Origin of the sequence: Chitinophaga sp. NPDC101104 (assembly GCF_050277495.1) — a bacterium.
Classification (GTDB): domain Bacteria; phylum Bacteroidota; class Bacteroidia; order Chitinophagales; family Chitinophagaceae; genus Chitinophaga.
Map to the genome: position 1 here is coordinate 56,269 of NZ_JBNNSF010000001.1, position 26,026 is coordinate 82,294.

22 protein-coding genes are annotated in these 26,026 nt (G+C 53.8%); 15 read left to right on the plus strand and 7 right to left on the minus strand.

Annotation, left to right across the window (positions count from 1 at the left end):
* Positions 1-38: 38 nt before the first annotated feature.
* Positions 39-1,706: a PNGase F N-terminal domain-containing protein gene (locus ACQKLP_RS00260; RefSeq protein WP_427318957.1), complete on the minus strand. Its 1,668-nt coding sequence runs from the start codon at positions 1,704-1,706 to the stop codon at positions 39-41.
* 101 nt (positions 1,707-1,807) lie between these two features.
* Positions 1,808-2,389, minus strand: a complete 582-nt coding sequence (locus ACQKLP_RS00265) for a NifU family protein (RefSeq protein ID WP_341842052.1) — start codon at positions 2,387-2,389, stop codon at positions 1,808-1,810.
* Positions 2,390-2,484: 95 nt separating this feature from the next.
* On the opposite strand from ACQKLP_RS00265, the gene ACQKLP_RS00270 reads away from it, so the two are divergent.
* Positions 2,485-2,937, plus strand: a complete 453-nt coding sequence (locus tag ACQKLP_RS00270) for a methylglyoxal synthase (protein WP_341842053.1) — start codon at positions 2,485-2,487, stop codon at positions 2,935-2,937.
* 100 nt (positions 2,938-3,037) lie between these two features.
* Here ACQKLP_RS00270 and ACQKLP_RS00275 read toward each other — a convergent pair whose 3' ends face one another.
* Complete coding sequence (locus ACQKLP_RS00275; protein WP_427318960.1) at positions 3,038-4,078, minus strand: DUF3500 domain-containing protein; 1,041 nt, start codon at positions 4,076-4,078, stop codon at positions 3,038-3,040.
* 98 nt (positions 4,079-4,176) lie between these two features.
* Here ACQKLP_RS00275 and ACQKLP_RS00280 point away from each other — a divergent pair, with 98 nt between their 5' ends.
* The 3 genes from ACQKLP_RS00280 (at position 4,177) to ACQKLP_RS00290 (ending at position 12,050) form a co-directional block, all read left to right on the plus strand.
* Entirely contained in the window at positions 4,177-5,718 is a 1,542-nt protein-coding gene (locus ACQKLP_RS00280; protein ID WP_427318962.1) for a family 10 glycosylhydrolase, read from the plus strand.
* 290 nt (positions 5,719-6,008) lie between these two features.
* A complete protein-coding gene (gene gltB, locus ACQKLP_RS00285) occupies positions 6,009-10,538 on the plus strand; it encodes a glutamate synthase large subunit (RefSeq protein ID WP_427318964.1) in 4,530 nt (1,509 codons plus the stop codon).
* Between the two features lie 36 nt (positions 10,539-10,574).
* Entirely contained in the window at positions 10,575-12,050 is a 1,476-nt protein-coding gene (locus ACQKLP_RS00290) for a glutamate synthase subunit beta (RefSeq protein ID WP_427318966.1), read from the plus strand.
* A gap of 124 nt (positions 12,051-12,174) precedes the next feature.
* On the opposite strand, the gene ACQKLP_RS00295 is transcribed toward ACQKLP_RS00290, so the two are convergent.
* On the minus strand, positions 12,175-12,702 hold the full coding sequence (locus tag ACQKLP_RS00295; RefSeq protein ID WP_427318968.1) for a response regulator: 528 nt from the start codon (positions 12,700-12,702) through the stop codon (positions 12,175-12,177).
* A gap of 174 nt (positions 12,703-12,876) precedes the next feature.
* On the opposite strand from ACQKLP_RS00295, the gene ypfJ reads away from it, so the two are divergent.
* Together ypfJ and ACQKLP_RS00305 are read left to right on the plus strand one after the other, a co-directional pair.
* Entirely contained in the window at positions 12,877-13,725 is an 849-nt protein-coding gene (gene ypfJ / locus ACQKLP_RS00300; protein ID WP_427318970.1) for a KPN_02809 family neutral zinc metallopeptidase, read from the plus strand.
* Positions 13,722-14,285: a putative glycolipid-binding domain-containing protein gene (locus tag ACQKLP_RS00305; RefSeq protein ID WP_427318972.1), complete on the plus strand. Its 564-nt coding sequence runs from the start codon at positions 13,722-13,724 to the stop codon at positions 14,283-14,285. The genes ypfJ and ACQKLP_RS00305 overlap by 4 nt, the downstream gene beginning before the upstream one ends.
* Here the strand turns inward: ACQKLP_RS00305 and ACQKLP_RS00310 are convergent.
* Positions 14,267-15,340 carry a lipase family protein gene (locus ACQKLP_RS00310; protein WP_427318974.1) on the minus strand — a complete coding sequence of 358 codons (1,074 nt, stop codon included), beginning with the start codon at positions 15,338-15,340 and terminating at the stop codon, positions 14,267-14,269. The two genes, ACQKLP_RS00305 and ACQKLP_RS00310, sit on opposite strands and share 19 nt — an antisense overlap.
* A gap of 83 nt (positions 15,341-15,423) precedes the next feature.
* Between ACQKLP_RS00310 and ACQKLP_RS00315 the strand changes: the two genes are divergently transcribed.
* The 8 genes from ACQKLP_RS00315 (at position 15,424) to corA (ending at position 20,588) form a co-directional block, all read left to right on the plus strand.
* Entirely contained in the window at positions 15,424-15,921 is a 498-nt protein-coding gene (locus ACQKLP_RS00315; RefSeq protein WP_427318976.1) for an N-acetyltransferase family protein, read from the plus strand.
* A gap of 8 nt (positions 15,922-15,929) precedes the next feature.
* Complete coding sequence (locus ACQKLP_RS00320) at positions 15,930-16,304, plus strand: septal ring lytic transglycosylase RlpA family protein (protein ID WP_423736999.1); 375 nt, start codon at positions 15,930-15,932, stop codon at positions 16,302-16,304.
* Positions 16,305-16,412: 108 nt separating this feature from the next.
* A complete protein-coding gene (locus ACQKLP_RS00325) occupies positions 16,413-16,895 on the plus strand; it encodes a hypothetical protein (protein WP_427318978.1) in 483 nt (160 codons plus the stop codon).
* Positions 16,896-16,899: 4 nt separating this feature from the next.
* Positions 16,900-17,271, plus strand: coding sequence for a VOC family protein (locus tag ACQKLP_RS00330; protein WP_427318980.1), 372 nt, complete (start codon positions 16,900-16,902; stop codon positions 17,269-17,271).
* Positions 17,272-17,360: 89 nt separating this feature from the next.
* The gene (locus ACQKLP_RS00335) at positions 17,361-18,617 is read left to right on the plus strand and encodes a DUF3472 domain-containing protein (protein ID WP_427318982.1); all 1,257 of its coding nucleotides are present in this window, start codon (positions 17,361-17,363) and stop codon (positions 18,615-18,617) included.
* 140 nt (positions 18,618-18,757) lie between these two features.
* Positions 18,758-19,180, plus strand: a complete 423-nt coding sequence (locus tag ACQKLP_RS00340; RefSeq protein WP_427318984.1) for a hypothetical protein — start codon at positions 18,758-18,760, stop codon at positions 19,178-19,180.
* Entirely contained in the window at positions 19,177-19,377 is a 201-nt protein-coding gene (locus ACQKLP_RS00345) for a helix-turn-helix transcriptional regulator (RefSeq protein WP_341842067.1), read from the plus strand. The genes ACQKLP_RS00340 and ACQKLP_RS00345 overlap by 4 nt, the downstream gene beginning before the upstream one ends.
* A gap of 113 nt (positions 19,378-19,490) precedes the next feature.
* Entirely contained in the window at positions 19,491-20,588 is a 1,098-nt protein-coding gene (corA, locus tag ACQKLP_RS00350; protein WP_427318986.1) for a magnesium/cobalt transporter CorA, read from the plus strand.
* Here the strand turns inward: corA and ACQKLP_RS00355 are convergent, their stop codons facing one another.
* Positions 20,589-21,092: a DUF2480 family protein gene (locus ACQKLP_RS00355; RefSeq protein ID WP_427318988.1), complete on the minus strand. Its 504-nt coding sequence runs from the start codon at positions 21,090-21,092 to the stop codon at positions 20,589-20,591. It abuts the gene before it with no gap.
* 167 nt (positions 21,093-21,259) lie between these two features.
* On the minus strand, positions 21,260-23,368 hold the full coding sequence (locus ACQKLP_RS00360; RefSeq protein WP_427318990.1) for a SurA N-terminal domain-containing protein: 2,109 nt from the start codon (positions 23,366-23,368) through the stop codon (positions 21,260-21,262).
* A gap of 765 nt (positions 23,369-24,133) precedes the next feature.
* On the opposite strand from ACQKLP_RS00360, the gene nadA reads away from it, so the two are divergent.
* On the plus strand, positions 24,134-25,141 hold the full coding sequence (gene nadA / locus ACQKLP_RS00365; RefSeq protein ID WP_427318992.1) for a quinolinate synthase NadA: 1,008 nt from the start codon (positions 24,134-24,136) through the stop codon (positions 25,139-25,141).
* The last annotated feature ends 885 nt before the right edge of the window (positions 25,142-26,026 follow it).

Here is a 26,026-nt window from a genome sequence, read left to right on the forward strand (position 1 = left end):
AAAGGCCGCCAAGCCGGCGGCCCTTACTGTAAAAGTAGTTATTCCTGATCGCCGATCAATACGCCGGACACATTCCAGAAACTGAAACTTCCGCCTTCGGGCTTGCCCAGCGGGATCGTCACCTGGATCGTATGTTTCCCGGGCGTGAGCTGCGGCAGCGGAATATCCGTCGGCAGCGTCAGCGTTCCGGGGCACCAGTTGCTGCGGCTCAGGTCGGAAGAGGAAAGTCCGTTCCCGAAATTCCCCGAAGCCGGGTTGAGCAGGCGATAGGTGGCGCAATCTTCCCTCCAGGGAATAAAGTGATACGCACGCTGGCCGTCCACATAGATCTCGTTGAGCTTGGGATTGAACTCGTCGCCGCCGCCCCAGCCGCCATGGCCGGTGGCAATGTAGCGCAGCTTGAGGTTTTTCACGCCCTGCGGAACGTTCACCGTCACCGTCAGCGAATCCTGGTCGAAGAAGGTCGCGTATTCCTGTCCCGCCATTTCCATAAGGTTGGTGGAATTGAAGACCGGCTGCACCCATTTCTTCGGTTCGGGCTTGCCCTCACCGTCGTACCCGGGATAATATTTGAACGAAAGACTGGCCTTATGACCGCCTTTATCATAATTCCCGATGTAGATGCCGATATACACATCGCCCTGCAGGCGGGGCGCCAAGTCGGAGATGTCTTGTTTGAAAACGGCGGAATCCGCCCAGGGATACCCTTCGATCTGTACCTGCTTATTGAAATGACGGACACCGAACGGCGTGAAGAAGCGCATCACTTCCAGCGGCGCATTGTAATCGTCGGTCGAAACGTAGCCCTGGTAAGCTTTTCCGTTCCGGCCTTTGAAAGCGGGCAGCACGTTCGCGCCTTTTTCCAGGCCTTCGAGGAAACTGCGGGCCTTGTCTGTCGGCACCACGAACACAGAGCCCGTACGGTCGTACGCATCTCCGTTCGAATATTGTACCAGTTCGGCGAAGAGCCGCTGGCCGGATTTCAGTTCGGGAAGATTCACTTTTTTCAGCACTACGGTGCCGCCGGCGAAATGATAAGTGGCATTAAGCGGATAGCCTTGCGGGTTATCGATTTTGTTGCCCCAGCTGATCTGTTCGCTTTGGAAGATGGGAACGATGGCATACCGGCTGTCGATCACCTGGCGCTGGTACGCGGGCTCGGACACGAGTTTCCCCCAGGATGCGGGCCATTTCAGTTCTTCGTTCGTCACTTTTCTATATTCGATCTTCTTGGCGAAGGTTTCGCTGTTGCCGTTGCGGACGATTTTGAGGATGAGGCCCAGTCCCGGTGCGATGGAGATCTGCGGTGTTCCTTTAATGGCCAGCGCGTCGGTGTACCAGATTTCGATGGTGTTGGACCGGATGATGGCTTTGGCTTTTTTACAGGGGATACCGGCTACGGTGTCTATTCCTGGGAGCAGCTCGGGCTTGATGTATTCGCCGAAAGGCTTTTTCAGGGTGAAAGTCCCGTTTTTGGACTGCAGCAGCTGGAAGGTGGCTTTGTCTGCATAACTGAGGAACTGTTGTTCCGTTTGTCTGCCAGAAGCCCCAACAGCAGCGCGTTTCCCCTGGATCAGGAGGGTTTGTTCGCCGCGGGATTCTTTCCCGTTATTGCGGAAGCCGTAGGTAACCACGGCCTCGGTCTGTTGCGCGGATATGGATGCCGAAGCCAGCACCATCGCGCATCCGAATAGCATTCCTTTCATCGTTCACTGTTTTGTTGCAAAGCACCAAAGCTACATAACAAAACGAAAAAAGCGCAGTTATGAAAACCGCGCTTTAACACTATCATTCATTCAACTATGGCTTATTCGGATTCGGCCACCACTTCCTTCACTTCGGGGATCATGCGTTTCATGATGCCTTCGATGCCGGATTTGAGGGTGATCATGGACGACGGGCAACCGGAGCAGGAACCCTGCAGGATCACGGTAACCACACCGTCTTCGTAATTTTTGAACTGGATAGCGCCACCGTCCATTTCCACGGCGGGTTTCACGGCGTTTTCCAGGAGGTCTTTGATGCGGGTTACCACATCGCTGTCGTCTCCGCTCATCACAGGGGCCGCTTTGATTTCGTCTTCATTGATCACCGCGCGGTTATCTTCCAGGTATTCCTTGAGGAACTGGCGGATGGTGGGGATCACGTCTGCCCAGTCGGTATCGTTGGTTTTGGTCAGCGTCACGAAATTGCTGGCGATGAATACGCCGCGGATGAAGGGGAAAGTGAAAAGCTCGGCTGCGAGCGGGCTCGGGCCGGTGCTGGCCGCATCGGGGAAATCGATGGATTTATTCGGATACAGGAGCTTGTTCGCCACAAACTTCATCGTTTCCGGATTCGGCGTCATTTCCGTATAGATACTGATGATGGGATTTCCTGTTTTGATCATTATTAGTCCAATTTTATCTCCGCCAAAATTAACAAAATTTGGCGAGAATGCCGGCCCTAACTTGGAGTCTCCGGAAACAGGTATATTTTTGCAATATGTTACAGACTAAAACCCTGCATGCCCGCAAGCGGATCGCACTGATCGCCCACGATCACAAAAAAGCGGAACTGCTGGAATGGGCCACGTACAACAAAACGGTGCTCGTGCGCCACGAGCTGTACGCCACCGGCACCACCGGCAAGCTCATCGAAGAGGCGCTCGACGTTTCCGTGCGCAAGCTGCTTAGCGGCCCACTGGGCGGCGATCAGCAGATCGGTGCGGCCGTTGCCGAAGGGCGGATAGACGTGATCATCTTTTTCTGGGACCCCATGGAAGCCCTGCCCCACGACCCGGACATCAAAGCCCTGCTGCGGCTGGGCGTGGTCTGGAACATTCCCATGGCCTCCAACCGGGCTTCGGCGGATTTCCTCATGACCTCCCCATTGATGCACCAGGAATACAACGTCATCCTCCCGGATTACAGCCAATACCTCGGCCGGAAAGTGTAAAATCCGCCGCAGGCTTCATTTTAAGGCAAATTCCACCCTGCCGTTCCTGTCTTTTCAGAACAACCGGGCGCCCTATTCCTTCAACATAATCCATTGAAAATCACCGGTGATCGGTGTCATAATGGCGCTTGAGCGCATCGTCCCCGAAATCATTTTTCAGTTCCCGGAACACCGAATGCACATGGTTCGCATTGTTCTGCGTATTGTCGTATTCGATGAGGAACGTTGGCCCCTGGATGCGGTAATAATGACCCTGGCCCCAGCTGGTGGCGCCCGCCCAGGCGAATCGGATACTGTCCAGTCCCGCCGTTTCGATCTCTTTCCACAAAATATCCTTCATCAGCCGCGTATACCGGCCAATATATTCGTCGATCAGCGTGCGGAGCTGCCGTTGCTGCGCAGGCTGCAGCGATGCCCAACCGATCCCCGGCGGATCGAGCTGCCAGGCGCGGCGCTTGTTCCCCGAGATAATGTCTGACGGTGCTTTTTCCGCTACCATGGCGGTTTTGCGCTGCTGTTCGCTCAGCCCGTTGACGAGCGTGAACGCCAGGTCGGTTTCCCCTTTCAGCAATTGATGGCCTTTATGCGGACCATCCGCCACCCGCGCGGGATTGGCGCCCAGAAACCCCGGGCCGGCAGACAGCACGTGGTTATTGAGGATGGTAAAGTTGAGGGACACGTGATGCCCCTCCATGCGCAGGCCCCAGGGCTTGCCGGCGAAAGGGCTTCCGAACACGGCGAAGTAGAAATTCCCCGTGTCGCGGTAAGTATCGTTGATGGCGCGGCCTTCCGCTTCCCGGAGGATGGCTTCCAGCTCCACCACGCCTTTCGCTTTGCGGGCACCGTCTTTGCTCAGGCAAAGGCTAACCAGCGCAAAAGCCTTCTCCTGCTGGGTTTGCGTCATGTCTTTCAGGCGCAGGCCGAAACGGTCTTTCGGCACGAAATGCCACTCGGTCCGCTGTTCCCCGTCGAACGGAGCGGTCATCTTCGCCAGTTTTTCCTTCCCCAGGTCGAAAAACAGATCCTGCGCCGCTTGTTCCAACGTTCGCGCGGTGGCTTTGGCCGGAAGTTTGGACTGTGGATAGGCTTTCCCGCAAACACAGCTGAAAAATAAACAGATGGGAATGATGAGCGTTTTCATGGGCGTGGATTCTATTTACAAAATACAAATCCTCTCCGCATTTGGCATTTGACCTTCGGAACTTTATTTTCGCAGTTTACGGTAAACCGAAACAGGAAATGGTGAAGCACTTATTGACCGGACTACTACTGTGCGGCAGCTTTCTGCATCCCGCAAAGGCGCAGCAGCCCCCCAAACGGGAGTTCAGGGCGGTATGGATATCAACGATAGCAAACATCGACTGGCCTTCCCGGAAAGGGTTGCCGCCCGATCAGCAACGCGCTGAATTTATCGAGCTGCTGGATTTTCACCAGCGGAACGGGATGAACGCCATCATCCTGCAGGTGCGGCCTGCGGCAGATGCGTTCTATCCTTCCCCGTACGAGCCCTGGAGCGAATACCTCACCGGAAAACAAGGCCAACCGCCCATCCCGTATTACGATCCGCTGGAATTCATGATCACGGAAACGCATAAACGCGGAATGGAATTCCACGCCTGGTTCAACCCCTATCGCGCCGTAGCCAACACCCGCGGCAGCAGCATCGCCGCCAATCATATCACCCGCACCCGGCCACAGTGGTTCGTGACGTACGGCGACAAAAAATATTTCGACCCGGGCATCCCGGAAGTCCGCTCTTACGTGACCGAGCTCATCCGCGACGTAGTGAAACGGTACGACATCGACGCCGTTCATTTCGACGATTATTTTTACCCTTACCGTCTTCCCGGCAAGGATTTCCCCGACCAGGGCTCGTTCCGGCTCTACGGTAAAGGCCGCGGCCTCGACGACTGGCGGCGTTACAATGTTGATACCATCATCCAGATGCTCAGCGGCGCCATCAAGGAAACCAAGCCCTGGGTGAAGTTCGGGATCAGTCCGTTTGGCGTATGGCGCAACCAGGACAAGGATTTCAGCGGTTCCCCCACGCGGGCGGGCCTTACGAACTACGACGATCTGTATGCCGATGTCATCAAATGGCAGCGCCTCGGCTGGATCGATTACCTCACACCGCAGCTGTACTGGGAGTTCGGGCACCGGCTGGTGGCGTACGAAGTGCTGGTAGACTGGTGGTCGAAGCACGCCTATGGCCGGCATATGTACATCGGCCATGGAACTTACCGGCTCGGGAGCAACGCCGCCTGGCGGAACCCGCGGGAATTGCCCAACCAGATCGCGGCTACGCGGGCTTACAGCAATATTCACGGGAGCGCGTTTTTCAGCAGCCGCTCTTTCGACGGTAACCCGTTCGGCATCAACGATTCCCTGCGCAACCATTTGTATAAATACCCGGCCCTGGTGCCCACGATGCCGTGGATAGACAATATAGCCCCGCTGGCGCCTTATTTCACGGACGCATTCGAGAAAGACGGCGGGTTGGAGATCCGTTGGGCGGACGACGACACTTCGCACCAGACGCATCAATATGTATTATACCGGTTCGAGGAGGGGCAGGTGATCAATGTGAGCGACCCGACGAAGATCATCGCGATGGTGCCGCAGATGCCGGACCCCGTTTTCCTGGACCGCCAATATATTAAAGGGCGCTCCTATATTTATATCGTTACCGCGCTGGACCGTATGCACAATGAGAGCATGATCAGCGATCCGATGCGGGTGGAAATGGTGAATGGGTCGGTGAAATTCGAATTTGCCCCCTGAAAATGATAGTTTTTTCACAATTTATTCACGGCCGGGAAAATTCCCGGCCTTTTTTATACCCCATCCTGCCCTTTCCCGGGGTTCAATTTTTATGTTTTTCAAATGAACCGGCGGCCGATTTTAATTTTTTCTAAATTTTAGCGGTTTAATCAAACTTTCTGTAAAATAAACCGCATTCTATTAGTATCTTTAAACCGTTCCCAAAGCAAAATACGGTACCTGAGCCAGGGCTTTGTTGCCTGTGGGCGTAGTGTATCTGATAAGGATAAAAAGGAAAATTTTAACAGCCAATGCGAATTGTGAGCCAAGAACAAGGTTTATATCGTCCGGAATTTGAGCACGATGCGTGTGGTACGGGCTTTACCGCCCATATCAAGGGTCGGAAATCACACCAGATCATCCGCGACGCGTTAACCATGCTGGAAAACATGGAACACCGCGGCGCCTGCGGGTGCGAGCGCACCACCGGCGACGGTGCGGGTATCATGATCCAGATGCCGCATGAATTCTTGTATGCAGAATGCCTCAAAATGGGCATCCGCCTTCCGGATGCCGGAAAATACGGTGTAGGGATGGTCTTCTTCCCCAAAGAGCCCCGCTGGCGCGAAGAGTGCCGCGAGATCATTCAACGCTGCGCGGAAAAAGTGGGCCTCGAAATCCTCGGTTACCGTAAAGTACCCGTTCGCCCCGATGGCATCGGCGAAACGGCCCTGTCCGTAGAGCCCGAAATCGAACAACTGTTCATCGCCTGCCCGTATCATATTTCCGATCCGGAAGAATTTGAACGTAAACTGTTCGTGCTCCGCAACTACATCACCAAAACGGTGCGTTGCTCCATCCCGAAAGAAAAGGCCGAAATCTATTTCGCGTCCTTCTCCCATAAAACCGTCGTATATAAAGGCCAGCTCACCACTTACCAGGTTGGCCATTATTATCCGGACCTTCGCGACGAGCGCATGGTTTCCGCGTTCGGCCTCATCCACAGCCGTTTCGCCACCAACACCTTCCCCAGCTGGAAGCTCGCGCATCCCTTCCGTTTCATCGCCCACAACGGTGAGATCAACACCCTGAAAGGCAACCTCAACTGGCTCCGCGCCGGCGAAAGCTCCTTCCTGACCAAATATTTCACCAAAGAGGAAATGGAAATGCTCTCGCCCATCGTGGACGAAGGGCAATCCGACTCCGCCTGCCTCGATAACGTGGTGGAACTGCTGAACCTCACCGGCCGCTCGCTCCCCCACGTCATGATGATGCTCATCCCCGAAGCGTGGGACGGCAACGACAGCATGGACCCCGTGAAGAAAGCCTTCTACGAATACCACGCCTCGCTCATGGAACCCTGGGACGGCCCCGCGTCGATCTCCTTCACCGACGGCAAAATCATCGGTGCCACCCTCGACCGGAACGGGCTCCGCCCTTCCCGCTTCGTTGTTACGAAAGACGATCGCGTGATCATGGCCTCCGAAGCCGGCGTGCTTCCCATCGATCCGAAAAACGTAAAAGAAAAAGGCCGCCTGCAGCCCGGTAAAATGTTCATCGTAGACATGGACCAGGGCCGCATCATCGGCGACGAAGAGCTGAAGCAGTCCATCTGCTCCGCACAGCCCTACGCCGAATGGCTCAATAAATACAAGATCCGGCTGGATGAATTGCCCGAGCCCCGCGTCACCTTCACGCACCTCGAGCACGAACAGATCTTCAAATACCAGCGCGCTTTCGGTTACAGCACCGAAGACCTGGAAACGATCATCTCCCCGATGGCGATCGACGGCAAAGAGCCCATCGGCTCCATGGGCACAGACGTTCCCCTGGCTATTTTGAGCGATCAGCCGCAGCACATCAGCAGCTATTTCAAACAGCTGTTCGCCCAGGTGACCAATCCGCCTATCGATCCCATCCGGGAAAGACTGGTCATGTCTTTGGCTACCTTCCTCGGCAACAACGGCAACCTGCTGGATGAAGATCCGCTGCACTGCCACTCCGTGGCGCTGCCGCACCCGGTATTGAATAACTACGAACTGGAAAAGATCCGCAGCATCGACACCGGTATTTTCCAGGCCAAGACCTTACATACTTATTTCAAGGCCGACGGCAAGCCCGGCTCCCTTGAAAAAGGCCTCGCCCGCCTCTGCCGTTATGCGGTAGACGCTGTGGAAGACGGCTTTGAAGTGATCATCCTTTCCGACCGCGCCATCGATTCCGAGCACGCTGCGATCCCGAGCCTCATGGCCGTTTCCGCGGTGCATCACCACCTCATCCGCAAGGGTTACCGCGGCCAGGTAGGTATCGTTGTGGAAGCAGGCGATGTTTGGGAAGTACATCATTTCGCCGCGCTCCTCGGCTTCGGCGCCACCGCCATCAACCCGTACCTCGCCCTTTCCACCATCCGCGACCTGCGGCTGCGCGGCAAGTTGCAGACGGAGCTGGATGTGGACAAACTGAAAAAGAACTACATCAAAGCGGTTTGTGAAGGTTTGCTGAAAGTGTTCTCCAAAATGGGCATTTCGACCCTGCAGTCTTACCAGGGCGCCCAGATCTTCGAGATCCTCGGCATCAACAAATCCGTAGTCGACAAATACTTTACCGGCGCCGTGTCCCGCATTCAGGGGCTGGGGCTCGACGAGATCGCACAGGAAACGCTGGCGAAGCACTGGATGGGTTACGGCCGCAAGGAAACCCCGGTACAGCGCCTCACCACGGGCGGTGTGTACCAATGGAAACGGAAAGGCGAATTCCACCTTTTCAATCCCACCACCATCCACCTGCTGCAATATTCTACCCGCCAGAACGATTACAGCATCTTCAAGAAATACTCGAAAGCCGTAAACGACCAGAGCGAGAAAGCTGCTACGCTGCGGAGCATGTTCACTTTCAAGCGGAACCGCAACCCGGTGCCCATCGAAGAAGTGGAATCTGCGGAAAGCATCCTCAAACGCTTCGCTACCGGCGCGATGAGCTTCGGCTCCATCAGCCACGAAGCCCACTCCACCCTCGCGATCGCCATGAACCGCATCGGCGCGAAAAGCAATACCGGCGAGGGCGGGGAAGACGAAATGCGTTACGAGCCGCTGCCCAACGGCGACTCCATGCGCTCGGCCATCAAACAGGTTGCGTCTGCACGTTTCGGCGTTACGAGCTATTACCTGACCAATGCCGACGAACTGCAAATTAAAATGGCGCAAGGCGCGAAGCCCGGTGAGGGTGGCCAGTTGCCCGGTCATAAAGTGGACGAGTGGATCGGGAAGGTCCGCCACGCCACGCCCGGAGTAGGCCTTATTTCGCCGCCGCCGCACCACGATATTTATTCGATCGAAGATCTGGCGCAGCTGATCTTTGACCTGAAAAACGCCAACCGCGCGGCCCGCATCAGCGTGAAGCTCGTGTCGAAAGCAGGTGTGGGCACCATCGCCGCTGGTGTTGCGAAAGCGCATGCCGACGTGATCCTGGTATCCGGCCACGACGGCGGTACCGGCGCCTCCCCCATCAGCTCCATCAAACACGCCGGGCTTCCCTGGGAACTGGGGCTGGCGGAAACGCATCAAACCCTCGTCCGCAACAAACTCCGCAGCCGCGTAGTGGTGCAGACGGACGGTCAGCTCAAAACCGGCCGCGACATCGCCATCGCCACCCTGCTGGGTGCCGAAGAATGGGGCGTGGCTACCGCCGCTCTCGTGGTGGAAGGCTGTATCATGATGCGTAAATGCCATCTGAACACTTGCCCCGTGGGCGTTGCCACGCAAGATCCCGATCTGCGCAAACGCTTTAACGGTACCGTTGAAGCCGTGGTGAACTTCTTCCACTTCCTCGTGGCCGAATTCCGCGAAATCATGGCCGAGCTGGGCTTCCGTACGGTGCAGGAAATGGTGGGACAAGTGGAAGTGCTGAAAGTGCGCGACAACATCTCTCACTGGAAATTCAAGAACCTCGACCTTTCTCCTGTGCTGTACCGCGAACCGGCTTCCGACGAAACCGGCCTGTACAAACAGGAAGAGCAGGACCACGGCCTGGCCGAAGTGCTCGACTGGCAGCTGCTCAAAGCCGCCAAAGATGCGCTGGAAAGCAAGACCCGCGTATTCGGCACGTACAAGGTGAAAAACACCGATCGTACCCTGGGCACGATCCTGTCCAACGAAATATCCAAACGTTACAAGAGCGAAGGGCTTCCGGAAGACACGATCCATTTCAAATTCAACGGTTCCGCCGGCCAGAGCTTCGGCGCCTTCAACACCAAAGGCGTGACGCTCGAACTGGAAGGCGAAGCCAACGACTACTTCGGCAAAGGCCTCTCCGGCGCCAAACTGATCCTTTATCCGTCTACGGAAGCAGGATTCAAGGCGGAGGAGAACATCATCGCAGGCAACGTGGCCCTTTACGGCGCAACTTCCGGCGAAGCCTTCATCCGCGGAAAAGCCGGTGAGCGCTTCTGCGTTCGTAACTCCGGCGCCACCGTGGTAACCGAAGGAACGGGCGACCACGGCTGCGAATACATGACCGGCGGCCGCGCAGTGATCCTCGGTGAAACAGGCCGCAACTTCGGCGCGGGCATGAGCGGCGGTATCGCCTTCGTGTACGACGTGAAAGGCACTTTCGCCGGACAATGCAACCCGGAAATGATCGACCTCGACCCGCTCGGCGAAGAAGATGCCGCACAGCTGCACGACCTGATCACCAAGCATCATGCGTACACCAACAGCACCGTGGCCAAATTCATCCTCAGCGACTGGGAAAATCAGCTCCGCCATTTCGTGAAAGTATTCCCGAAAGAATACAAGGCCGCCCTCAAGGCTGCCGCCACCAAAGGCGTGAAAAGCAAAGCGTAACTAACTAATTATCTAAGCGACCAAGCAGAGACAGATATGGGTAAACCAACAGGATTTCTGGAATTTACAAGGGAGTTGCCCGGAAAGGCAGACGTGAAATCCCGCGTGAAACATTATAACGAATTCGTAGAGCGATTCCCCGAGAACAAGCTCAACGAGCAGGCCGCCCGCTGCATGAACTGCGGCGTGCCCTTCTGCCACAGCGGATGCCCCCTCGGCAACGTCATCCCCGAATTCAACGATGCGGTATACCGCAAAGATTGGCAGGAAGCGTACGAAGTGCTCACTTCCACCAACAACTTCCCCGAATTCACCGGCCGTATCTGTCCCGCGCCGTGCGAAAGCGCCTGCGTGCTCGGCATCAACCAGCCGCCCGTGGCCATCGAGGAAATCGAAAAACATATTATTGAAATTGCATTCGATAAAGGACTGGTGAAAGCCAAGGTCCCCCGCGTGCGCACCGGCAAAAAAGTTGCCGTGATCGGCTCCGGCCCCGCAGGCCTCGCCGCAGCAGCGCAACTCAACTACGCCGGGCACCTGGTAACCGTTTTCGAGCGCGACGATAAGCCCGGAGGCCTCCTCCGCTACGGCATCCCCGACTTCAAACTGGAGAAATGGGTGATAGACCGCCGCGTGGCCCTCATGGAAGAAGAAGGCGTAACCTTCCAGTGCAATGCGAACGTGGGTGTGAACGTTAGTATCAACGACATCCTCCGCGAATTCAACGCAGTGGTGCTGGCCGGCGGGTCCACCATCCCCCGCGACCTTACCATCCCGGGCCGGGAGCTCAACGGCGTTCATTTCGCCATGGACTTCCTGAAACAACAGAACCAACGCGTAGGCAAATCCAAAGTACAGGGCAACGACATCCTCGCCACCGGTAAAAACGTAGTAGTGATCGGCGGTGGAGACACCGGGTCCGACTGCGTGGGCACCTCCAACCGCCACGGCGCCAAAAGCATCACGCAACTGGAATTGTTGCCCAAACCCTCGGCAGACCGTACCCCGTACATGCCCTGGCCTACTTACCCGATGGTCCTCAAAACGTCGTCGTCCCACGAAGAAGGGGCAGACCGCCACTGGGCCATCGCAACCAAAGAATTCATCGGCGACGATAAAGGCAATCTTACCGGCCTTAAACTGGTGGACCTTACCTGGTCTTTCGGTGAAGACGGCCGCCCCGGGCGCTTCGTGGAAGTGGCCGGATCCGAAAGGACCGTTCCCTGCGAGCTCGCGTTCCTGGCTATGGGCTTCCTCCATCCGCAATTCAAAGGCATGCTGGAAGACCTGTCCATCGAAACGGACGAGCGCGGCAACGTGAAAGCCACCGAAAAAGCATATCAGACATCCATCCCGAAAGTATTTGCTGCCGGCGACATGCGCCGTGGCCAATCACTCGTGGTATGGGCCATTAGTGAAGGACGAGAGTGTGCAAGAAAAGTGGACGAGTTTCTGATGGGCGCCTCCCAACTGGAAAGCAAGGACGATTCCTTGGTATACCTTTCCATCTGATCCTTGAATCTTAAGTCTTCTCATAAGCAGGTTTAGATTTTGTTGTAACCTTCAGCCGGGCCGGGTTTTTACCCGGCCTTTACGTTTTTACCGCCGTGCGGTTGCGCGGGAGTTTTCGTATATTTTATACAGACCTGTTGAGTATCGTTTGAAAAACATCGGCGAGCGCGCGGAAATCGACGGGTTTCCCTAAAACTGCGACCGCGCCTGCAGCATCCAGCGATTTTCGGACTTCTTCATCCGTATCGCCGGTTATGAGGATCACGGGAATATTGCGGGTAGAAGCCTGCCGTTTGAGGCGGATGAGCGTTTCTTCACCATCCAGCAGCTCCATGTGATGATCGAGGATGATGATATGCGGCTGATGGTGGGGTACCAGGTGCAGTAATTCCAGTCCGTTCCTGCTCAGGAACACTTTTGCCCCGCTCTGCGTGAGCATCCGGGACAGGACGAACGCGTTCAACTCATCGTCTTCCGCAACCGCCACTTTCAAATCCCTGAACAGGATCTGGCCTCCCGGCGAGCCGTCGCCACCCGAGTTTTGATGCCCGCTGTCCTGGGCTGGCGGAATAGCCGCGAAGCATACAGCTACGCTTTCCAACACCTGCTGGAATAAAAATCGCCGGAACTGTTGAATGATTGCAATGTTCATATGTACCTCCGTGGGTGGATGTGGGCATCGGTATCTTTATGACAATTGCTTAGGACGGGTTCTCCCTAAAGATAAAGCATTTCTCCGTTCCAAAACCATACCGCCAAACGGCCGAAAAACAGCGGCGCACTCATTTATTTCCTAAATTTATAGCACTAACCAAAAGAGAACCATATGCGCTGGCAAGGACGCCGAGAAAGCACAAACGTAGATGACCGCAGGGGCTCCGGCCGCGGAGGCCTAGTAGTAGGCGGCGGTATCGGGACGATCGTAATCGCCCTGCTGGTATATTTCCTCGGCGGAGATCCCTCCCAGGTCGTGAACATGCAGCAGCAATCCGGCACCGAGCAGGGCCAGCTTTCCCCGCAGCAGGAAGCCCAGCAGAAAGAAGCCGCCTCCTTCACCAAAGTAGTACTGGCCGAAACGGAAGACGTCTGGAACAAGGTTTTCCGCGATATGGGCCAACAATACCAGGAACCCACCCTCGTCATGTTCACCGATGCCGTTCAAAGCGCCTGCGGACAGGCCTCTGCCGCCTCCGGCCCCTTCTATTGCCCGGCAGACCACCAGGTATACATCGACCTGTCGTTTTACGACGAACTTAAAAACAACCTTAACGCCCCCGGCGATATGGCCATGGCGTACGTGATCGCCCACGAAGTAGGGCACCATGTCCAGAACCTGCTGGGAATTTCCGAGAAAGTACAGTCCATGCGCAGCCGCCTCAGCGAAGCGGAATACAATAAATTATCCGTGAAGCTCGAGCTGCAGGCCGATTTTTACGCCGGCCTCTGGGCACATTATATGAAAGGCGTCGCCGATTTCATCGAGCCCGGTGATATCGAAGAAGCCCTCAACGCCGCAAACGCCATCGGCGACGATAGACTGCAACAACAGTCGCGCGGGTACGTGGTGCCCGACGCCTTCACCCATGGCACCTCGGCTCAGCGCATGTACTGGTTTAAAAAAGGTTTCGAAACCGGCGACATCCGCCAGGGAGACACATTCAACAGCGCACAATGAAAAGACAGATCGTCTGGAAAGGACTTTATTATCAAATGATGGAATACTGCAGTATTGACGCCAGTGGGACGGATATCCGGATAAACGGGACCATCGTGGGTTTCGGGGAGGATGTGCCGTTTTCCGTTTCCTATGATATCGTTACGGACCGCGCCTGGCAAATGTCCGGCCTCGAAATGGCGATCGAGCGGGACGGCGATTGTTCCTGGATTTCCCTCCACCGCGATATCAACGGTAAATGGACGCAAACCGGGCACACCCGCGACGAGTGGGACCATTGCATCGATGTCGACATTTCCCTCACCCCGTTTACCAATACCCTCCCCATCCGCCGCCTCGGCCTGCAGCCCGGCGAGCGCACGCAGATTGATGCGCTGTACATCAACGTGCTGAAAAACGAGATCAAACCCGTCACACAGTTTTATACGCGGTTAGATGAAAACCGTTTCCTCTACGAAGGCGTGCTGAAAGATTTCAAGCGCGAGATCATCACCGACGAAGACGGGCTGGTGATCGATTACCCCGGGCTTTTCTACGCCGTTCAGTCCGAAACGGAATAATGCTTGTTCAATAGCCAGAGATAGGGCTCCATCATGTGGTGCACGAAAATGTTCTTGCCGTTGAACGGGAACTTTTTGTGGTATTCCGCGTCTGTCATCAGCACGATGGGCGTGCCGCAGGTCATGTAATTGTTGCTGAAAACGTAGTTGGGCTGCTGCATTTCGGGCAGGTGCCTTTTCGCCAGTTTAAATACACCGTTGCCGAGGGTTTTGCGGAACCGGCGCACGCTGCGGTTGGTAGTGCGGGTGAGGCGGTTATAGATTAGGTTGCCGTAAAGCCGCACGAAAAATTTCTGCTTCTTCAATTCTCCTTTTACGTTCATGAACGGGTTCGGCATATTGTAGTCTTCCACCGTCTGCAATGACAGCGGCGTTTCCGGCACCCAGTCGTCCGAATTCACCACACGGAATCCCCATCCGTCGCGGGTAATATTTTCGAAATCGTACGCATAGAAAAGGTTGCCGGGTTTTGGCGCGGCGCTGGCGTAGGTTTTATAGATAATATCTTTAGGAAGGCCGGGGTGATATTCGAGGTACGAGCGCAGGAGAAAAGCGATGGCGCCGCCCTGGCTGTGGCCGGTTACGATGAACTGGCGGGTGCCGCGGGCGTAGCGTTCTTTAATATGTGAAATGATATCTGCGGACATGAAGCCCACGGCGGCCGTCCAACCCACATGCACATACGCTTTCATGGTATCGGCGGCCAGCTGGTAGTCCCAGGTGGTGCTGTCGTTCAGCCGGAGCGTGCCTTTGGCGGGGATCATAGCGGCGTAGAAATTGGCAAGCCAGCTTTCGAGTTTGCCGATGGTACCGCGTACCTGGATCACGTCTATACCATCCGCCCTTTCCCACATCATCCATTTATTATAAAACCCCACTTCGGGAGAAGTATAAAGCAGGCGATAGGCCGGCGGATGATTGACGGATTTCGAGGTGTCTCCGTCGAAATGCAGATTCAGGAGATCTTTGTACTCGTTGGCGTCGAAACCCGCTTTCAGCTGGGCTTTCACAGGCAGGGCCAACATAGCCGCGAGGGCCCACAAGATAGCGCGCATGTGTTTTTTTCCAAACATAACAAAAATCTGTCGCGTAAAGTTGATATGCCTTAAATTGCAACGTCACCATTTAACCGCAGATCATGATCACGATTACGACAGCAGCGCCTGAACAATTGGCCATTGTGCAGCAGATCGCCTATGCAACCTGGCCGCATACGTTTGGCAGCATCCTTTCTCCGAAGCAGATCGATTATATGCTGAAGATGATGTACGACCTGGACGTGCTGACCGAATCCGTGGAAAAGAAGAACGTTGTTTTCCTGTTGGCCAATGTGGACGGGGTTTTCGGCGGATTTGCCGGCTACGAGCTGCATTATAAAAAAGAACCGGTATCAAAATTGCACAAGATATACGTGCTGCCTTCGATGCAAGGGAAAAACGTAGGCCAGGCGCTCATGTCGGAAGTGGAACGCATTTCGCGGGAAGCCGGTATGGAAAAACTTTCGCTCAACGTAAACCGCGACAATAAAGCAGCCGGTTTTTACGAACGGAACGGGTTTACGAAAACGGGCGAAGAAGATATCGACATCGGCGACGGATTTTTCATGAACGACGCCATTATGACCAAGAAACTGTAAAGCGGAATATGATCCAACGAAAACACCTCCTGCCAACGCTTGCCGCGGCCGCATTGCTGTGCTTCAGCTCCTGCGCCCGACAGATCTCCCAGTCCGGAAAAGCCTCGTTCTACGCCGACAAATTCCAGGGCCGCAAAACCGCCAATGGCGAAACTTTCCGCCAAAGCCGCATGACCGCCGCCCATAAAACCCTCCCGTTCGGCACCAAAGTCAAAGTCAAAAACCTCGATAACGGCAAAACCATCAAAGTCCGCATCAACGACCGCGGCCCCTTCGTTGCCGGCCGCATCATCGACCTTTCCAAAAAAGCCGCGAAAAAACTCGGAATGGTCAATTCCGGCGTGGCGAACGTTAAGATTAAGTATAAAAAACCCAAAGGATAAGGCTTCGCTTTCTTTTAACAAATTTTCGTCATATATTAGAGTAAAGTGTTGTGTTCAACTATGGACTACTGGTTCCCCATACCTACAGTTTCCAATGAACTCCCTCCAATGACCAACCTGCCCGCTTACCCGGATTTTACCGTAACCCTTTCCGGCGATAACTGGCGACAGGCAGAGTTCGTCAATATTTCCAAGCTGAAATTGGTCGGCGAGGAAGTGGATGAAATCAAGGAAATCCATATCAATCACAGCCGCGAAATGGCGGAAGGCATCCGTGCGTTCGACAATGTGCACGTCCGCCGCAGTATTGGCGCTCCCGAGCTTTTCATTCCCCTTTTCGAGCTTCGCTCCTTCCTTAACTCCGACACGCTCGGTGCTATTGCCATACATCAACATCCCGGGTTCGTCAAAACCGGCTTCGCCATTACTTCCCGCGGCGGATGTTATTACGGCACAGAAGAAAACGGGGTCGTCAAATCCCTCGCCCTTTGCGATGCCACGTCGTGGGCCGGGTACGAGATCCCGCGCATCGTACGGCAGTTTTCCTTGGTTTTCGTAGATTGGTGTGATTGTATCATCATAACACCGTAATCATATGTCGATCTTACTCGGCCGCATCGTGATCCTGGTGGAGGATTACGACGATGCATTCCAATTTTACGCGCAAAACCTCGGCGCCCGCAAAATCGTGGACTATACCGTTGGCCCGCAGCGCTACCTGCATATCGGGTTCGACGAAGGCGGCGCGGGCATCTGGTTCCTCCGCTCCCCCGGCCACACCGGCCGGCAAACGAACGGCGAGCCGGCGATGGTCATGTACACCACCGAATTCGAAACCCTCAAATCCAGGCTGGAACAAAACGGCGTGATCATCTCCAAACCCGCGGTGTACACGGATGAAGCGTGGTTCCTCCATTTCCTGGATTTGTACGGGAACGAGATCGTGCTGGTGGAAATGAAAAAATGATTTCCCTCCCAATCCCCCGCTGCGTCTGTGTTTTGTCAATTTTGACGAACAAACTTGCATCCCGGCTCCGTGGTTTTTTTATTTGTTTTATGAAAATGATACGCTACTCTTTCCTCTGCTGCGCCCTCGCCGCAGCCGCGCCCGCGATGGCGCAAAACGCCCAGGTGGTTTTGCCGGGCTTCACGGCTTATGCCGACCCCGCCGAAACCGGTGTGGATATCTCGGGCAGGAACGGGGTTGTACGGTGGACAGACAGTTCCAACGCCGTCCATTTCTGGTTCCACGCCGCCAACACCGGCTCCCTGAAACTGGGGCTCCAGGCAAAAGCTGACGCCCCCTCCACCCTGCGCATCTCCGTCAACGGTACGGAAAAAACCGTACAAGTGCCTGCCGGAGCGGATTTCGCGGATATCCCCGTACTGTCTACCAAACTCAAGAAACCCGGATTTTACGATATCGCCCTCAAAGGCATCTCCAAACAAGGTAATGTGTATGCCGACGTGAAAGGCGTTACCCTCGAAGGCCCTGCCACGAAAGACATCCAGTTCAATCCCAAACCCTGGCGCCGTTCTGCTTCCGTCCACCTCAACTACACGGCTCCCGAAGGCAAAGACGTGGAATGGTTCTACGGCGAAATCAAAGTTCCCGAAGGCCAGGACAAAATCGGTACCTACTTCATGTCTTGCGGATGGCACCGCGGTTATTTCGGGATGCAGGTAAACGGTCCAGATGAAAGAAGGATCATTTTCTCCGTATGGGATTCCGGCAAAGAGCCCGAAAGCCGCGATAAAGTGGCTTACGAAGACCAGGTGACGCTCCTCGCCAAAGGAGACTCCGTGATCGCGCACGGTTTCGGCGGCGAAGGCACCGGCGGCCACAGCCACTGGGTGTACGACTGGAAGGCCGGCCAGACTTACAAATTCCTCATGCACGCCGTCCCCAAAGGCACTACCACGCAGTATTCCGCGTACTTCTTCGTTCCGGAGCACAACGAATGGAAGCTCATCGCTTCGTTCCGCGCGCCGAAAGACGGCAAATACATGGGCCATCTCTATTCCTTCCTCGAAAACTTCAGCTTCGAGAACGGCCACGTATACCGCAAAGGCTATTACGGCAACCATTGGATCAAAACGCCCCAGGGAGAATGGATCGAGCTGACGAAAGCGCGCTTCACCAACGACGCTACCGCCCGCGCCAAAGACCGCCTCGACTTCGGCGGCGGCTCCGAGAACGGAATGTTCTACCTCTGGACGGCCGGATTCAAACCCGCCGATGCCAAACTGGGCGACAATTTCGAGCGCCCCGCACTTGGCAAAGCGCCCGAAATCGACCTTCCAAAATTCTGATAATCAACCATTTTAAATAGAAAAAGCCTCCTAATCGGAGGCTTTTTTACGCCTGAAAACGTAAAATAAACTTGTCACAATGTAAAATATACTTGACTTTATGTAAAAAGTACTTAACTTCATTTCATAAATCTCCCATTATGAAACCTAAGTATCTCTTACCGCATGTCTACAAAAAAATCGGCTGGTGGCTTGCCATTCCCGCAATACTATTCACTTTATGCGCAACTTCGGAGTTGGGCGACTGGCTGTCGACATCTGAAAAAATCCGGAATATTCTGGGCGACGCCACGGAAGAAGTGGGGTTGATCTCCATCTTCGTGGGTCTGTTGCTGATTTCGTTCAGCCGGGAAAAAGACGAAGACGAATACATCAGCCGGCTCCGTCTCGAATCGCTGCAACTCGCGGTCATCATCAATTACATACTGTTGATCATCGCCACGCTCGTTTTCCACTGGCTCGATTTTCTGGCGGTGATGATCTACAACATGTTTACCGTACTGGTCATTTTCATCATCCGCTTTAACTTCCTGATCTATCGTCAAAAAAAGTCACTGGCATGAAAAACATTATCAAGGTAGAACGGGCGCGGATGAACCTCACGCAAGACGAGCTCGCGCGGCTGACGGGCGTTTCCCGTCAAACCATCAATACCATCGAATCCAATAAATACGTGCCTTCCACCATTCTGGCCCTGAAGATCGCCAAAGTTTTTTCCAAACCGGTCGAAGAGATTTTCCTGCTGACCGACGAAGATTGAATTGGTTGATCGATGTTGGTAATCCTTCCCGGCCGCCGTTGTGTCACTCACTTCGGCGGCCGTTCTTTTTTCATCCTTTTCAAAAATTGTACATTAGCGGAAATTCCCCCGGTATGGCCAAAAACCCGATACTGCCGATTGCGGACGCGATCAATCCTTTCAAGGTCCGCAAAAAAAGATTGATGAACTTCAATCCCGTAACGGCCGTTTCTTCCCGCAAACCTGTCGACCATGTCCGGATCACGGTATTCGAATACGACAGCGGGTATTTCCACGAAGAAACCACCGACACCGTATCCGATTGTTTCCGCTTCGCCGAAACCGACACCAAAAAATGGATAAATGTAGACGGCATCCGGCGCGAAGAAGTGGAATCCATCTGCCGGCATTTCAATGTCCATTTCCTCCTCATGGAAGATATTATGAGCGAAGGCCAGCGCGCCAAGATGGACGAAATCGGCAACAACCTGTTCTGCCTGCTGCCCATGTGCTATTTCAAAACGGAAAGCTCGGCGGTGGAAATCGAACAGGTGAGCCTGGTGCTGGGAAAAAACGTGGTCATCTCCTTCCAGGACGATCCCAACCGCGACGTCTTCAATCCCATCCGCGAGCGCCTGCGCACGGATGGCACCAAGCTCCGCCTTTCCGGCTCCGATTATTTGCTCTACGCCCTGCTCGATGTCATCGTCGATAATTACTTCGTGGTGATGGACCACCTGGGAGACCGCATCGAGCTGATGGAAGATATCATTCCCCGCCAGCCCAACAACCGCACGCTCGCCCGCGTCAATTACCTGCGCCGCGAGCTTATGGAATTCAAGCGCGGCATTGCGCCCGTCCGCGACCTCATGAACGGGCTGCTGAAATCCGAAAACACTTTACTGGAGGAGAATACGGAGAAATACTTCAAAGACGTTTCCGACCACATCATCCAGGCGGTAGACCTTGCCGAGAGTTACCGCGATATGGTCATCAACCTGCAGGAGCTGTACCATGCGCAGATGAACCAGAAGATGAACGAAGTGATGAAGGTACTAACGGTGGTGACTACACTCCTTGCGCCGATGACGGTGATCACGGGGATTTACGGGATGAACTTCGAGCACATGCCGGAATTAAAAAACCCCAACGGTTACTTTATAACCATTGGGGCGATGCTTTGCATATTTGTGGGGATGATCCTTTTCTTCCGCAAGCGCGGATGGTTTTGATCATTTTTTCTTATAGACCGGAACGGTGGAACAGGGTTCCCCGTACATGAGGCTTTTCACGACCGGCCGGAGCTTCCGCGTGATTTCCACATACGCGGCTTCGGGCACGGCTTTATCCGCACAACCTTTGATGATCACGCGCAGATCGTTGAATTCGCTGGCGTCGATCGCCGCCACTTTTTCCAGGAAAATCGTGTTGCGGAGCGAGGTTTCGTCGCCGTAAGCCACGCGGGCCGCAACGGGCTCGAGGTAGGCGGCGGGAAGCATGTACGCCCAAAACGGGATGATGGCATCCGCGGTGCAGGTGATGGTCACCGCTTTTCCGCGGTATTGTTCCCAATCATGTGCCTGCAGTGCGGCGCGGTAATCCTTTTCTTTCAGGATGAGCTCCATGAACAGGTAATCTTTCAGGTCGAAAACGGTGATTTCTTCCTTGGGATAATATTGTTCGAGATCTATGGTGACGAGCGCGCTTTGCGCTACTTTATTTACTATTTCTTCCATACTGCAAATTTACGGATTTTATGGGAAGCCCGTTCCTTGGCGAAGGCACGCCCAAACCTGCGTAAAAATCCTTATGCGTTAGCCAAAATCCGCTCCTGTATTGGATTTCATGCACAAAAAAAGGCCGGGCTTGCGGCCCGGCCTTTCCTATCAAGGATTTCCTAAAATCAGTTGGAGCGGAAGAACTCTGCGCGGTTGTCTTTCACGTTGCTGTTCTTCTTCAGTACAGACTGGAACAGCTGCTGTTGTACCAGTTGCTGCATGGCGCCTTCGAAAGCCTGGCTCTGTTGGCCATAGTCGAGGTTGCCGATGCCGGATTCGGTGTAGTTGTTCACATGGATCACGAACACGCCGGCCTGGCCCTGGATGGGAGCCGAAACTTTAGCGGTGCCCCATGCTTTGTTGAACGCTGCGCCGATTACGCGGGGCTCGAAGTTGAGCGCGGGTGCGTAAGAAGAGGAGAAGTTCAGGCCTTCGGCGGTGAGCACCGGCTGGTTGGTAGCTTTGGCAGCTGCGTCCAGGTTGGCGGGTGTGCCGATTTTAGCGATGATCTGGTCCGCTTTTTTCTGCTTGCGAACTTCAGCTTCTACGGTAGGACGAACTTCGTCGAGCGGAGCGGTCCCTTTTTCGCGGATGCTGGTCAGTACGGCCACTACGAAACGGTCTTCGAGGGAAAACACGCGGCTGACATCATTCTTTTTGGCGCTGTAAGCCCAGTTAACGATTTCGCGGGCGGAGCCGAGGCCGGGCAGTACGAAATCCATCGGCTGGATGTTTTCAGCGATTTTTTTGTTCAGTCCTTTCTGCTGGATCGCTTTTTCGAATTTGTCGCGGCTGGTGTTGGCAGAAGCGAATTCGTTGGCAGCGGTCAGCATATCGTTGCTGGATGCGGAGCTGGCGTCTACACGTTTACCGAGGTAAGCGATTTTGAGGGCCGGTCCTACATTCTTTTGTTCCATGATTTTAACCACGGCGTAACCGATGGGGAGTTTCACCGTTTTCACGGCGCCGGTGGTACCGTCGAACGCGAAGGTTTTCACCTCGGCCAGTTCGGCGGGCATATCTGTGTGGGGGGCCAGGGTCACTTCGCCGCCGGTTTGTTTGGCGTTGGGGTCCTGGCTGATGGTGGTGGCGATGGCTGCGATGTCTCCGCCGCCGCGAACTACGGCTTCAACGCTGTCTGCACGTTTTTTGGCGATGGAATCCGCGCCCTGTTGAGCGAAGATGAGTACCTGGCGAAGTTTCACGGTGTCGGCCATTGTTTTGCGGTCGATCATTTTTGCGTAAACCAGCATGTTGCCGTCGAGGTAAGGACCGAAGGTCGCGCCTTTGGGCAGGTCGATGATGGAATCTTTGTTCGGCACCTGGATGGCGCTGCGGGAAACGTAGCCGTCGTATTGGTTATACTCGGAGTTTAGTTTTACGAATTGAGCCACATCGGGGGTGGTGTCCATTTCCGCTTTCAGCTTCTGGATATCGGCCAGAGCGGCGGCGGAGTCGGCAGCGGTGGGGATTACGTCGAAGGAAACGTATTCCAGCTTGCGGCCTTCCGGAACTTCGAACATCCCTTTGTTATCCTGGATGTATTTGTTGAGTTCTGCGTCGGAGGGTTTGATGGTGCTGTCCGCGATGGTGGAGTACGGCACCTGTACGTAACCGATGTTGGCTACTTTGGAGGCATCTTCCTGTTGCTGTTTGGCCAGCCACTTGGGATAATAGATACCTTTATTAATTAAGGAATAGTATTTCAGATTTTGCTGATACTCCACGATAGCCTGGTCGAACTGCAGGAGTTGCGCGCGCATGTTGGGGTCCTGCTTGGCGGCCTGGTTCAACTGTTGGATAACGGAGGGATCGAATTCGCCGGTTTCGCGGTTGGCGAATTGCTGGCGGACCAGGGGGTGCGGGTTGTTTGCGTTGAACGCGTCAACCACTTCCGCATCAGTAACCGTGATGCCCAGGGCTTCGTACTGCTCGGACATGATGTTTTCGCGGAGGAAGCCGTTCCAGGCCTCTTCGCGGAAATACTGCTGCGCTTCTTCATCGAAAGTCTGGCCCGGCATACGCTGGCGCATCTGCTCGGTCGTGAATTCGATACGGCGCTGATAGTCGGTGTTGGTCAGTTCCACACCGTTTACTTTGCCTACTACATTAGACTGGCCCATGCCGGTCCTACCAAAGAATACGTCTTGCAATAAAAAGCTCACGATGGCCAGGCAGATCAATACGATGATCCAGACAGCGTATTTGTCCCTGATTTTCTGAATAACTGACATATAATATATTGTCTGATTTTAAGAGGTAGCAAAAATAGAATAATTTAATTGTAACTGCAAAATAGCTTTTATTCCCCCAAAAGCCAATACAGTAAAGGGTTTGAGCGATTCAAGGAGGGGTGGTTTTTATCCTTCATTCACACATTATCCACATTTCCTAAAGTTTTAATGCACAGGTATTGGTTGTTATCAATCAGGTTTAGACGGCCGCTGATGTACAGTTTCGGGAGAATTTTTTCGCGGAACGGAGGTGGCGGTTATCCACAAAATAAGGAATACATCGATATAATCCACAACAAATTGTGTATTAATCGACCCCAAAAACTGAAAACACAAGAAAATTTCGGGGTTTTCGCGATTTCAGAAAAAGAGGCCTCTTTTTCCACAAAACCTGTGTATAAACCTGTTGTTAAGGCTGTTTTTTGTGGGAAAAGCCACCGTTGGACGGAGGTAAAACTAAATTTGTTTTTCTGGCCAACTCCGGTCCGGGAAAAACCGATGTGAAAAACCCGGTTGTTTTAACACTTTCTTAATACCCGGCCGTCAAAAAAGATATTCAGCAAAACTGTTGTCAACACTGTGGATAAACGAGGTCAAATTCAGCAGGGGCGCGGATTACGGTTGTTAATTTCGTGTGGATAGCGCACAGGAAAATAATAACAACTACATTTGTATCAGGAGGGAAAAACAAGTTTCCCCCAAATTCACACCCCTAATAGTAGTGGGCTTTTTCTTCTTTTTAAAAAGAAAATTTAATCTATAGCTATGTTTACGGAGTTAACGGAAGCAAAAAAAAATTTGCAGAAAAAGGGATTTCTGGATATGGAGGTGGACGTACGCCTGGATCTCTTCGCTGAAATCGACCGGCTCAAAAAGGAAAAAAATGCCATCATCCTGGCACATTACTACCAGGAGCCCGATATCCAGGACGTGGCCGATTATATCGGGGACAGCCTGGGCCTCAGCCAGCAGGCCGCCAAAACCGATGCGGACATCATCGTTTTCGCCGGTGTTCACTTCATGGCCGAAACGGCAAAAATCCTCAGTCCACAGAAAAAAGTGCTCCTCCCCGATCTGAAAGCCGGCTGCTCGCTGGCCGACAGCGCCCCTCCGGAGCTCTTCGCGCGCTTCAAAGCACAATACCCAGACCACCTCGTCATCTCGTATATCAACTGCTCAGCGGGCATCAAAGCCCTGTCTGACATCATTTGCACCAGCTCCAACGCCGAAAAGATCATCGAGGCGGTTCCGAAAGACCAGCCCATCATTTTCGCGCCAGACCGCAACCTGGGCTCCTATCTCGTGAAGAAAACGGGCCGCGACATGGTTTTGTGGAACGGTGCCTGCATGGTGCACGAGATTTTCAGCCTGGAAAAGATCACCAAACTGAAGGTGCGCCATCCCAATGCCAAGATTATCGCGCATCCCGAATGTGAAGCGCCGGTGCTGGCGATCGCGGATTTCATCGGGTCTACGACGGGCTTGCTGAAGTTTACCCAGCGCGATGATGCGAAGGAATATATCGTGGTGACCGAAACCGGGATCCTGCACCAGATGCAAAAGGAAAATCCGAACAAGACTTTCATTCCCGCGCCGCCGAACAACGCCTGCGCCTGCAACGATTGTCCGCATATGAAACTCAACACCCTGGAAAAGCTGTACCTCTGCATGGAGTACGAGCAGCCGGAGATCACGATGGACGAGCAGCTGCGTATTGCGGCGAAGCGCCCGATCGACCGAATGCTGGAGATCAGTGCACAGGCGGGGTTGTAAGTTCCGTACCGCATTCAGAAAGCCGCATTTCATGGAAATGCGGCTTTTTTTTGTCTGCACGGATTTGAATAACAATTTTATACATGTTACGACTCCTCTGCTGTAGCGGTTTTTGAAAAAGCATGGCGGATTTTCCGTCAAAATGTCTGAGGATTTTTCCACATGAATAACTATTCCTTTTGTCCAGCCGCGGGATCAGATACATTTGCCGCTTCGGAAATTCCGTAATCGCTTCTTAGGGAGTGGGTTGCAGGATTTCCGGAACGCGCCGGTGTCCGGAGCCGGGTAATTTTTTCTGAAAGATTTTTCGGGATGGAGAAATTATGTCTTTTCGGGACGAAGGTTTTCGGTGGATGAGGTGATAGACTCATGCACTGATTTTTGTTTCGCGGGATTTTTTTCCGCCGGGGATTTTTCCGTTGTGTTTTTCTGAAAGCATTTTCGGGGTGGAGAAGGTATGTTCGTTTGTGAATGCGTTACAGGTTTTGATGCGTGCACGCACCAGGACGAATGCACGAACGATTTTTCCGCCGATGATGTTTTTGAAGGGCCGTTTTTTCTGAAAGACTTTTCGGAATGGAGAAACTATGTCTTTTTGTGATCGCGTATTTGCGTTTTATGAAGTGATAGATTCATGCGCAATTGAAGTGGATCGCGGAGGACTGGATGCCGCTGAAGGGTCGTAGTTTTTTTCTGAAGTTTTTTCGGACTGGAGAAGGTATGTCTTTTCAAATCTGGTGACTGGTTAATGGAGTGATAGATTCATTGACCGTGTGATCGGTTGAAACAAAGGCGAATGATCCGCTGACGGATTTTTGAAAGGAACACAAGATCGATGGAAATTTTTCGGGATGGAGATGGATGTCTTTTCAGGTGATATGCATG

Excerpts from the sequence above, each read along its gene's own strand:
- ACQKLP_RS00260 (WP_427318957.1), bottom strand. The coding sequence starts at position 1,706 with ATGAAAGGAATGCTATTCGGATGCGCGATGGTGCTGGCTTCGGCATCC.
- ACQKLP_RS00265 (WP_341842052.1), bottom strand. The coding sequence starts at position 2,389 with ATGATCAAAACAGGAAATCCCATCATCAGTATCTATACGGAAATGACG.
- ACQKLP_RS00270 (WP_341842053.1), top strand. The coding sequence starts at position 2,485 with ATGTTACAGACTAAAACCCTGCATGCCCGCAAGCGGATCGCACTGATC.
- ACQKLP_RS00275 (WP_427318960.1), bottom strand. The coding sequence starts at position 4,078 with ATGAAAACGCTCATCATTCCCATCTGTTTATTTTTCAGCTGTGTTTGC.
- ACQKLP_RS00280 (WP_427318962.1), top strand. The coding sequence starts at position 4,177 with ATGGTGAAGCACTTATTGACCGGACTACTACTGTGCGGCAGCTTTCTG.
- gltB (WP_427318964.1), top strand. The coding sequence starts at position 6,009 with ATGCGAATTGTGAGCCAAGAACAAGGTTTATATCGTCCGGAATTTGAG.
- ACQKLP_RS00290 (WP_427318966.1), top strand. The coding sequence starts at position 10,575 with ATGGGTAAACCAACAGGATTTCTGGAATTTACAAGGGAGTTGCCCGGA.
- ACQKLP_RS00295 (WP_427318968.1), bottom strand. The coding sequence starts at position 12,702 with ATGAACATTGCAATCATTCAACAGTTCCGGCGATTTTTATTCCAGCAG.
- ypfJ (WP_427318970.1), top strand. The coding sequence starts at position 12,877 with ATGCGCTGGCAAGGACGCCGAGAAAGCACAAACGTAGATGACCGCAGG.
- ACQKLP_RS00305 (WP_427318972.1), top strand. The coding sequence starts at position 13,722 with ATGAAAAGACAGATCGTCTGGAAAGGACTTTATTATCAAATGATGGAA.
- ACQKLP_RS00310 (WP_427318974.1), bottom strand. The coding sequence starts at position 15,340 with ATGCGCGCTATCTTGTGGGCCCTCGCGGCTATGTTGGCCCTGCCTGTG.
- ACQKLP_RS00315 (WP_427318976.1), top strand. The coding sequence starts at position 15,424 with ATGATCACGATTACGACAGCAGCGCCTGAACAATTGGCCATTGTGCAG.
- ACQKLP_RS00320 (WP_423736999.1), top strand. The coding sequence starts at position 15,930 with ATGATCCAACGAAAACACCTCCTGCCAACGCTTGCCGCGGCCGCATTG.
- ACQKLP_RS00325 (WP_427318978.1), top strand. The coding sequence starts at position 16,413 with ATGACCAACCTGCCCGCTTACCCGGATTTTACCGTAACCCTTTCCGGC.
- ACQKLP_RS00330 (WP_427318980.1), top strand. The coding sequence starts at position 16,900 with ATGTCGATCTTACTCGGCCGCATCGTGATCCTGGTGGAGGATTACGAC.
- ACQKLP_RS00335 (WP_427318982.1), top strand. The coding sequence starts at position 17,361 with ATGAAAATGATACGCTACTCTTTCCTCTGCTGCGCCCTCGCCGCAGCC.
- ACQKLP_RS00340 (WP_427318984.1), top strand. The coding sequence starts at position 18,758 with ATGAAACCTAAGTATCTCTTACCGCATGTCTACAAAAAAATCGGCTGG.
- ACQKLP_RS00345 (WP_341842067.1), top strand. The coding sequence starts at position 19,177 with ATGAAAAACATTATCAAGGTAGAACGGGCGCGGATGAACCTCACGCAA.
- corA (WP_427318986.1), top strand. The coding sequence starts at position 19,491 with ATGGCCAAAAACCCGATACTGCCGATTGCGGACGCGATCAATCCTTTC.
- ACQKLP_RS00355 (WP_427318988.1), bottom strand. The coding sequence starts at position 21,092 with ATGGAAGAAATAGTAAATAAAGTAGCGCAAAGCGCGCTCGTCACCATA.
- ACQKLP_RS00360 (WP_427318990.1), bottom strand. The coding sequence starts at position 23,368 with ATGTCAGTTATTCAGAAAATCAGGGACAAATACGCTGTCTGGATCATC.
- nadA (WP_427318992.1), top strand. The coding sequence starts at position 24,134 with ATGTTTACGGAGTTAACGGAAGCAAAAAAAAATTTGCAGAAAAAGGGA.